An 8,584-nucleotide genomic window follows, 5' to 3' on the forward strand; every position below is an offset into this window, starting at 1 on the left:
CCTCGACGGCACGTTCACCGCCCACGTCGAGTACCTCTCCGGCGGTGACGATTTCGCCGACGTGGTGGTCAGCGAGGTGTGCGCGCGGGCCTCCGGCGGCGAGGTCCCGTTCCAGTCGCGCACCATCACCGGCGTCGACCTGGAGCTGCTGAATCTGCGCATCCAGGCCGGGCTGCCCGGCGTCGAGCCGAAGGTGGACCCCGACGCGTCGGGCGGGTGGCTGTGGCGGGTCGGTCAGCCGATCGCCGGGGCCGAGCGCATCGAGCACCTTCCCGTGGAGGCGTCGTTCGATCGCATCCGGCTCGGCGGGCGGGCCAGGATCTCCGGCCGCACCGCGGCGGTCCTCGCCGCGCTCGAGCTGCTGGCAGCCGCGAACGAGGTGGGCGTGAGTGGCCAGTGAGCGACGCCCCATAGATCGTTCCCGCCGACGCGGGAAGCCCTTGTCCGACTTCGCCTTTCAGGAATGGAAGGAGCCCGTGCTGCCGCCGCCGTGGGAACTCACCGCGGTCACGCCGGACACCTCGGCCGAGATCGACCAGGTCGTGCACTGGATGGCGCAGCCACACGTCGAGTTCGCGATGCACAAGGATTGGGACCGCGCTGGCTGGCAGGCCGAGATCGAGTTCCAGTTCTCCGACAACAAGACCCGGCCCTTCCTGGTCGGGCAGGGCGGGCAGCACGGCGGCTACGTCGAGCTGTACCGGGTCGCGCTCGACGTGGTGGCCGACTACTACGACACCCCGGACCGTGACATGGGCATGCACGGATGTATCGGCGAGCCCGACTATTTCGGGTACGCGCTGCCGTTCTGGGTCGCGCTCATCGCCGGCGTCTTCGAGGCCTACCCGGACTGCACCGGCGTGATCTCCGACCCGTCGGCCTCGAATCAACTGGTGCGCACGCTCGACCGCAACGTCTGCAAGGTCGTGGACGGCCACGAACTGGGCGAGGTCGACCTGCCGCACAAACAGGCCGCGCTGTTCCGTTTCGATCGCGAAAACTTCACTGCCGCAATGCAACGCCAAGGGGGTGTCGAGGTTGTCCTCCGTGAGCTCGGTGGTCACTGATCCTGTTCGCTGGTTCCTGCTACACGGTCCGCTGCGACTGTTGCCCGACTCGATGCTCGGCGACGAGAACGACGTCGGCCGGCTCTTCCTGCGCCCGCCGGAGAAGGGCGTCCCCTACCGGGCCCTGCTCACCGAGATCGGCGCGGCCGCGGGCGTGCACGACAGCGCCGCGGGCCTGGTCGTCACCGGGTACGAGGAGAGCGAGGAGATCCTGCGCAGCAACGACTGGTCCGCGGACCAGCCCGTCGCGATCCCGCCCGCCGCCGGGTTCTACCGGTGGCTCACCCGGCGCTCGGTGCCCATCGCGCTCGACGCCCCGGCCCTGGTCTTCATGGACCCGCCCGAGCACACCCGGCTGCGCAAGCTGGTCTTCCCGATGTTCACCCACCGGGCGGTGACCGGGTCGATCGACATCATCGCCAAGCACACCGAGACGGTGCTTGCCGAGCTGGATGGCCGCGAGAACATCGACCTGGTCGAGGATTTCGCGCGCAAGATCCCGATCCGAGTCATCTCCGACTTCCTGGGCATCCCCGATCTGGGCGACATGCTCCACTCGCTCGGCGGCCACGGGGCCAAGCTGCTCGACGTCGGCATCACCTTCCCGGAGTACCGGCGCGGAATGACGCAGGCGCGCAAGTTCACCGACTTCATCGTGGACTGCACGAAGGACTCGAGCCTGCTCCAGGACGGCTTCCTCAAGGACTGCGTGCGCATGCACGCCGCGGGCGAGCTGACCTTCGCGGAGCTGCTCACGCTGGTCGGGTTCGTCTTCGCGGCGGGGTTCGAGACCACCGTCAGTTTCATCGCGAACTCCATCGTCACCGTGCTCGAACACGGCTTGGGCGCAGAGGTTCTCGCCGACGGCCGCCTGAGCGACCCGTGGTTCGAGGAGCTGCTGCGCTACGACTCCCCCATCCAGCTCACCCACCGCACCGCGCGGGTGGAGACCAAGATCGGCGATCGGGTGGTCTCCCCCGGCACGGGCGCGCTGATCTGGGTCGGCGCGGTCAACTACGACGCGCGCGCCTACCCGAATCCGGGCACGCTCGACGTGGCCAATATCGCCACGCGCACGAGCATGAGCTTCTCCACGGGCGTACATCGTTGCCTCGGTGCGTCTTTGGCGAAGGTGCAGGGTCAGGTCGCCGTCGGCAGCTTCCTCACCGCCTACCCCGAGGCCCGGCTGCTGCCGGGGCGGCAGTGGCGCGACTCCATCGTGCTGCACGGACATATCCGAGTTCCACTGGCGTTGACCAGCGGTCGCTGATGCGCGCCGTCACGGTGGATCGGACGACGCTCTACTGTGTGGGCGCGTCCACCGATCCGGGCGCCGTCGCCTGCGCGCTGCGCGACGAGGGGGTGCGCGTGCGGCCGGTAGACCCCGGCACGGCGCTCGAGCACCGGATGGTAGCCCTCGCCGCGCACGACCTCACCGCCGCCGAGCTGGCCGAGACCGCCTCCGCGACAACGGATTGCTGGGTGCACCTGGTCTCCTCCGGACCCAACTATCCGCACGTTCCCACACTCGCGCGCGACAACCTGGTGACCAGAAGCGCGCGGGCCTACGCGCCCTCGCTGTCGGAGTACGTCATCGGCCAGCACGTACTGCACTGCGCCGCAACGACTCCCGGCGAGACGCCCAAGCCTTTCCATCGCCGCGACGCCCTCGTCGTCGGCTACGGCGCCTTCGGGCACATCATCGCGCAGACGCTGACCGCGCTCGGCGCCAGGGTGACCGTGGTCCGCCCCCGGTCGCGCACCGCGCATCCGTTCGGCGGCGCGCAGGCCGTCCCGGTCGAGCACCTGCCGAACCGGCTGGCGCACTTGATGATCGTCGCGCTGCCCGGCCTGCCCGAGCTGACCGGCTTCCTCGACGACGCGCTCTTCCGCCGGTTGCGCCTCGACGGGCACCTGATCAATCCGGCCCGCTCCGACCCCGTCGACCGCGACGCCCTGCTGCGCTGGCTCGCCGCCGGCACCGGCAGCCTCACCAGCGACGTCGAGTCCGACGACGACGCGGAGGCGCTGCGCCCGTGGATCGACAAGGGCCGGGTGACGCTGACCCCGCACATCGCCTGGCGGCCGTGGGACGGTGATCCGCTGTATCACCGGGATTGGGCGGCGATCTTCGCCACGGCGGCCGTCGATCGGCCGACAATGAGGGGGCAGTCCGTGCGCCTCGATCCGGCGGCGATCGCCGCGGACTACCTGATCCCCTGACCATCCGTCCCCTGGAGGCCCGATGCCGTTCTGGTTGATAGCGATCACCTTCGCCGTCTTCGTCTTCTACACCGACGATTACATGATCGCGGGCGTGCTCCCCGAACTGGCCGCCGATCTCGGCATCTCGGAATCCACGGCGGGGCAGCTGGTCTCGGCCTACTCGCTGGTCCTGGTGATCGGCGCGCCGCTGATCGCGTTCGCCTCGGCCCGCCGCACCAGGCTCGGCGTCTTCCTCGGCGCGTCCGTCGTGTTCACCCTCGCGAATCTGCTGGCGGCCCTGGTGGATTCGTTCTGGCAGCTGATGATTCTGCGGGTGCTGGCCGCGTGCGCGGCGGCGGCCTGCCTGCCCACGATGTTCGCGCTCGCCCCCACGCTGGCCCCGCCGGAGAAACGCAGCTCCTACATCGGCATCGTGTCCTCCGGCATCGTCGGCGCGCTGGCGATCGGCGTCCCGTTCGGCACGCTGTGCGCCAGCGTCTTCAGCTGGCGCGGCAACTTCGTCGCGTTCGCCTGCCTGAGCGTGCTGTCCATGGCGCTGCTGTTCGGCGTGCGCGAGCACCTGCGTTCGCCCGGCAAATCGGTCTCGGCGCGAACGCATCTGGCGGCGCTGTCGAGCAGGCCGGTGCTGACCGTCCTGCTCGGCAACACCATTCTGCTCGGCGGCGCGCTGATGATGTTCACCTACTTCGGCCCGTTCGCCGCCGACTTCTCGAATTCCTCACTGCGCCAACGTGGACTGCTGTTCGCCGTGGCCGGCGTCGCGGGCCTGGCCGGCTCGGTGGCCGGCGGGATCTACGTGGACAAGAAGGGCGCGTCGGCGGCCCTGCGCATCGGATTCGGGCTGTTCCTGAGCACCATGCTCGTCTTCGCCGTCCTCACCGCGTTCGCGCCGATACCGATGGCGGTGCTGGTGGCGCTGACCCTGGTGTGGTCGCTGTCGCTCTACTGGAACGCCCCGGCCATGCAGACGATGCTGCTCGACTCCGCACCGGATTCGGCGACGCAGGTGCTGGCGCTCAACTCCTCGTCCACCTATCTCGGGGTCACGCTCGGCAGCATCGCGGGCGGCGTGACCCTCTCGTTGTTCAGTCCCTTCGCCCTCCCCATCGCCGCGGCGGCGCTGAGCGCGGTCGCCCTCGTCGTCATCGAGGGTTACGCGCGGCGCGCGACCGCGGCGCAACGGCTCGGGCACGATTCGGCGGAAAGGACCACCTCATGACCGGCGCATACCCACCGGCCCCTCGACTACCCCGGCTACTCCAGACAGTGCTGCACACCAAGCGGCACGCGCAGTTCCTCGGCGCCCAGGCGCGCCGCTTCGGCGATGTGTTCACGGTGCGGCTGCTGCCGCCGTACCCGGACCGCATCGTCGTGTTCTCCCGGCCCGAGCACATCAAGGAGATCTTCACCGCCGACCCGGCGGATCTGCATGCGGGCGAGGCCTATCGGGAGCTCGCGATGATCATGGGCGAGCACTCGGTGCTGCTCACCGACGGCCGCGAGCACGCCCGAGCGCGCAAACTGCTCATGCCCGCCTTCGCGGGCACCGCCCTCAACGGCTACCGCGCCCTGGTCGAGGACATCGCCAAAACCCAGGTGGAGCGGTGGCACGCGGGCTCGACCGAGCACATCCTCGCCCGCATGGAGGATTTGACGCTCGACGTGATCACCCAGGTGGTCTTCGGCGTCGCCGACGAACGCCGCCGAGCCGAGCTGACCCCGCGGCTGCGCCGGGTCACCGACATCAGCCCGGTGGTGCTGCTCGGCTGGAAATGGCCGTGGCTGCGGCGATTCGGGCCGTTGCGGCGCTTCGCCGAGACCCTCGCCGACATCGACGAGCTGCTCTACGCCGAGATCGCCGGTCGCCGTGCGCATCCGGAGATCGACCAGCGCGCCGACGTGCTCGCCCGGCTGCTCGCGGTCGGCTCCGGCGACGATCCGGGCACCGAGCCGCTCAGCGACGCGGAGCTGCGCGATCAGCTCGTCACGCTGCTGCTGGCCGGGCACGAGACCACCGCGTCGGCCCTGTCCTGGGCGCTGCACGAGCTGGCGGCGGCCCCCGAGATCCAGGACCGGGCGCGCCGGGCCGCCCGCGACGGGGACGACAAATACCTCGAGGCGGTGGTGAAGGAGGCGCTGCGGCACCGGATGGTGATCGGCCGGGTGCAGCGCCAGCTCACCAGGGACCTGACGATCGGCGGGGTCGCGCTGCGGCGCGGCGCGAGGGTGTCGACCTCGATCGTGCTGGCCCATCAGAACCCGGCGAATCACCCTGAGCCGGAACAGTTCCGGCCCGAACGCTTTCTCGAGGGCACCGTCGCGCCGAACACCTGGCTGCCCTTCGGCGGCGGGGTGCGGCGCTGCATCGGGGCGGGCTTCTCCCTGATGGAGGGCGCCGTCGTGCTGCGCGCGGTGCTGACCCGATACCGGCTCGCGCTGCCCGGCGCTCCCGAGCGCGGCCGGGTCCGCAACATCACCAATGTCCCCGCGCGCGGCGCGCGCCTCGTCGTCACCGCGTTGAACGACTGAAAGCGCTGCCGCACACTGTGTTTCAGAACGGCAGTACCGGCACGGCGTCGAGCAGGGCCCTGGTGTAGCGGTGCTCGGGATGCTCGAGCACCGTCGCGGCGGGGCCGCGCTCGACGATCTCCCCGTCCTTCATCACCAGCAGCTGATCGCACAGCTGCTGAACGACGCCGACGTCGTGGGAGACCAGGATGAGCGAGAGCCCGAACCGCTGCACGAGATCGCGCAGCAGCTCGATGATCTGGGCCCGCGTCGAGGCGTCCAGCGCGGAGAACGGTTCGTCGCCGACGAGCACCTTCGGGTTCGGCGCCAGCGCGCGGGCGATCGCGATGCGCTGGCGCTGCCCGCCGGAGAACTCGTGCGGATACCGCAGCGCCGCATCGGGTTCCAGGCCCACCGCGACGAGCAGCTCGGCAACCCGGTAGTCGTGGTTGCCCGGAATCCGCAGGCACTCCAGCGGTTCGGCGATCGAGTCGCCGACGATCATCCGCGGATCCAGCGAGCTCAGCGGATCCTGCAGCACCACTTGGACTTCCCTGCGAAACCAGGCGAGGTCGCGACCGCGCACCGGCCTGCCCTGATAGCGGACCTCGCCCTGGTCGGGGCGGTCGAGCGCGAGCAGCAGGCGCAGCAGCGTCGACTTCCCGGAGCCGGACTCGCCGACGATGCCGAGGTGGTTGCCCTCCGCCAGCGACAGGTCGACCCCGCGCACCGCGTGCCGCTGCGGCGCGCGCCGACGAAGGCTGGTGCGCGGCAACCGGAACGACCGGCTCACTCCCTCGGCCTCGAGCAGGATCACGACACCACCTCCGCGGAGTCACTGTCGGCACCGAGCGGGGCCGGGTCGGAGCTACGGCGAAACGCGGTGGCGCGCGCCAACTCCAGCAGATTCTGGAGATACGGGTGGGTCGACCCGTGCAGGATCTGGGTCAGGTCGCCGTCCTCGAGCACGCGGCCGCCGCCGAGCACCAGGACGCGCCGCGTCACCTGCGCCAGCACCGCGAGATCGTGCGTGACGAACAACAGCGCCGACCCCTCCTCGTCCACGAGATCCTTGAGCAGGGCGAGGATCTCGGCCTGCACGGTGACGTCGAGCGCGGTGGTCGGCTCGTCGGCGATCAGCAGCGCGGGTCGCGCCGCCAGGGCCATGGCGATGCCGACCCGCTGGCGCTGCCCGCCCGAGAGCTGATGCGGGAAGGCGCGCACGATGTGCGCCGGGTCGGGCAGCCCGACGCGGGCCGCGAGTTCGGTCGCCGCCGCGTGCGCCTGCCGCCGGCCCATACCCTGATGCAGCCGAAGGGGTTCGGCGATCTGCCTGCCGACCCGCATGAGCGGGTTCAGCGCCGAGAGCGGCTCCTGGAACACCATGGCCATGCGGCTGCCGCGGATCTTCGACAGTTCGCGATCGCGGCGGCCGACCAGCTCGACCCCGTCGAGCACGATGCTGCCGCGCACCCGTGCCTCCTCCGGCAGCAGGCCCAGGATCGCCAGTGCGAGAAGCGATTTCCCGGATCCGGAGACCCCGATCAGGCCGAGTCGCGCGCCGGCGTCGATGCTGAAATCGACGTCGTCGAGCAGCACCCGATCGTCGATCTCCACCGTCAAGCCTGTCACCTTCAGGAGCGTCATCGCTTCGGGACCCCTTTGCGCAGGCGCGGATCGGTGACGCTGCGCAGGGCGTCGCCGAGCAGATTGAAGCCGAGGACGGTGAGCGCCACCGCGAGGCCCGGCCACACCACCAGCAGCGGCCGCACCTTGATGTAGTCCTGCTGCGCGCGCAGGATGCCGCCCCAGGACGGCGCGGAGGGCGAACTGCCGTAACCGAGATAGGTCAGCGCCGCCTCGGCGAGCACCGCGAGGGCCATCACCCAGGACAGCTGCACGATCAGCGTCGGCGCGATGCCGGGCAGCAGATGTTGGCGCACGATCCGCGCGGTGGACGCGCCGGCCGCCCGCGCTGCCAGCACGAAATCGCTGTTCAACACCCGCGCGACCTCGCCGCGCGCCACCCGGGCCACCGCGACGCCGGAGCTGATCCCGATGGCGATGGCGACCGTCATCATCGATCCGCCGTAGACCGCCGCGAGCACCATCGCGAGCAGCAGCGCGGGAAACGCGATCATGATGTCGATCAGCTGCACCACCACCGCGGCGACCGGGTGCGGCGTCAACTGGGTGGCCAGCGCGAGGATCAGGCCGAGGGTACCCGCGATCCCGGCGACGACCAGCGCCACCGCGAGGGTCTGCCAGGCGCCGGCCAGCAGCTGGCTGAACACGTCGTGCCCGACCCGGTCGGTCCCGAGCACATGGCCGTTGCTGAACGGCAGCAACCAGGCGCGGGTGAGGTCGGTGGCCTGCGGATCGTAGGGAGTCCACCAGAGCGCCACCGCGCTGGCGACCACCAGCGCGGCGATCATGAGCAGCCCGAAAACCCCACTGGGCCTTCGGATCAGGGCCGCGAGCGCGACCTGCACCGCGCGGCGCCTGCGCAGCCACTTGGGTCTGTTGACGGCGCGAATCACAGCCTGGCCTCCAGCCGCGGGTCGATGAGCCGGTGCACGATGTCGACGGCGAAGCCGATCGCCAGCACCGCGCTGACGATCAGCAACACCTCGCCCTGAACCTTGACCAGGTCCCGGTTCGCCACGTCGGTCAGCAGCATGCTGCCGACGCCGGGCAGGGTGAACACCCGCTCGATCACCACGGCCCCGACGATCAGGACCGCGAATTGCAGCCCGAGGATCGACACCACGGGCAGCGCGGCA

At 70.4% G+C, this 8,584-nt stretch carries 9 protein-coding genes and 1 pseudogene; 6 read left to right on the top strand and 4 right to left on the bottom strand.

Going from position 1 to position 8,584, the window contains the following annotated elements; genetic code table 11:
• The 6 genes and pseudogenes from ON39_RS35705 to ON39_RS35730 form a co-directional block, all read left to right on the top strand.
• Nucleotides 1-400 (top strand): annotated as a pseudogene (locus ON39_RS35705) (hypothetical protein); the annotation flags it as partial.
• Nucleotides 390-1,067, top strand: a complete 678-nt coding sequence (locus ON39_RS35710) for a GNAT family N-acetyltransferase (protein ID WP_157195574.1) — start codon at nt 390-392, stop codon at nt 1,065-1,067. The pseudogene ON39_RS35705 and the gene ON39_RS35710, both read left to right, overlap by 11 nt.
• Entirely contained in the window at nt 1,048-2,337 is a 1,290-nt protein-coding gene (locus tag ON39_RS35715) for a cytochrome P450 (protein WP_040740765.1), read from the top strand. The genes ON39_RS35710 and ON39_RS35715 overlap by 20 nt, the downstream gene beginning before the upstream one ends.
• Complete coding sequence (locus tag ON39_RS35720) at nt 2,337-3,290, top strand: NAD(P)-dependent oxidoreductase (protein WP_040740766.1); 954 nt, start codon at nt 2,337-2,339, stop codon at nt 3,288-3,290. The genes ON39_RS35715 and ON39_RS35720 overlap by 1 nt, the downstream gene beginning before the upstream one ends.
• Before the next feature lie 22 nt (nt 3,291-3,312).
• Nucleotides 3,313-4,512, top strand: a complete 1,200-nt coding sequence (locus ON39_RS35725) for an MFS transporter (protein ID WP_051187523.1) — start codon at nt 3,313-3,315, stop codon at nt 4,510-4,512.
• The gene (locus ON39_RS35730; protein ID WP_040740767.1) at nt 4,509-5,822 is read left to right on the top strand and encodes a cytochrome P450; all 1,314 of its coding nucleotides are present in this window, start codon (nt 4,509-4,511) and stop codon (nt 5,820-5,822) included. The genes ON39_RS35725 and ON39_RS35730 overlap by 4 nt, the downstream gene beginning before the upstream one ends.
• 22 nt (nt 5,823-5,844) lie before the next feature.
• Here ON39_RS35730 and ON39_RS35735 read toward each other — a convergent pair whose 3' ends face one another.
• From ON39_RS35735 to ON39_RS35750, 4 genes are all read right to left on the bottom strand, one after another.
• Nucleotides 5,845-6,618 (bottom strand): ATP-binding cassette domain-containing protein, encoded by a 774-nt coding sequence (locus tag ON39_RS35735; RefSeq protein ID WP_040740768.1) that lies wholly within the window; start codon nt 6,616-6,618, stop codon nt 5,845-5,847.
• The gene (locus ON39_RS35740) at nt 6,615-7,448 is read right to left on the bottom strand and encodes an ABC transporter ATP-binding protein (protein WP_040740769.1); all 834 of its coding nucleotides are present in this window, start codon (nt 7,446-7,448) and stop codon (nt 6,615-6,617) included. The genes ON39_RS35735 and ON39_RS35740 overlap by 4 nt, the downstream gene beginning before the upstream one ends.
• Complete coding sequence (locus ON39_RS35745; protein ID WP_174412608.1) at nt 7,445-8,341, bottom strand: ABC transporter permease; 897 nt, start codon at nt 8,339-8,341, stop codon at nt 7,445-7,447. Before ON39_RS35745 ends, ON39_RS35740 begins: the two co-directional genes overlap by 4 nt.
• Nucleotides 8,338-8,584: ABC transporter permease subunit (locus tag ON39_RS35750; RefSeq protein WP_040740770.1), on the bottom strand; the 247-nt coding region annotated here is incomplete at its 5' end. The genes ON39_RS35745 and ON39_RS35750, both read right to left, overlap by 4 nt.

The organism is Nocardia tenerifensis NBRC 101015 (assembly GCF_000308715.1).
Lineage (GTDB): Bacteria > Actinomycetota > Actinomycetes > Mycobacteriales > Mycobacteriaceae > Nocardia > Nocardia tenerifensis.

Bases quoted from the DNA above. Each gene is read 5' to 3' on its own strand.
- ON39_RS35725 (WP_051187523.1), top strand. From the start codon at position 3,313: ATGCCGTTCTGGTTGATAGCGATCACCTTCGCCGTCTTCGTCTTCTAC.
- ON39_RS35730 (WP_040740767.1), top strand. From the start codon at position 4,509: ATGACCGGCGCATACCCACCGGCCCCTCGACTACCCCGGCTACTCCAG.
- ON39_RS35740 (WP_040740769.1), bottom strand. From the start codon at position 7,448: ATGACGCTCCTGAAGGTGACAGGCTTGACGGTGGAGATCGACGATCGG.
- ON39_RS35720 (WP_040740766.1), top strand. From the start codon at position 2,337: ATGCGCGCCGTCACGGTGGATCGGACGACGCTCTACTGTGTGGGCGCG.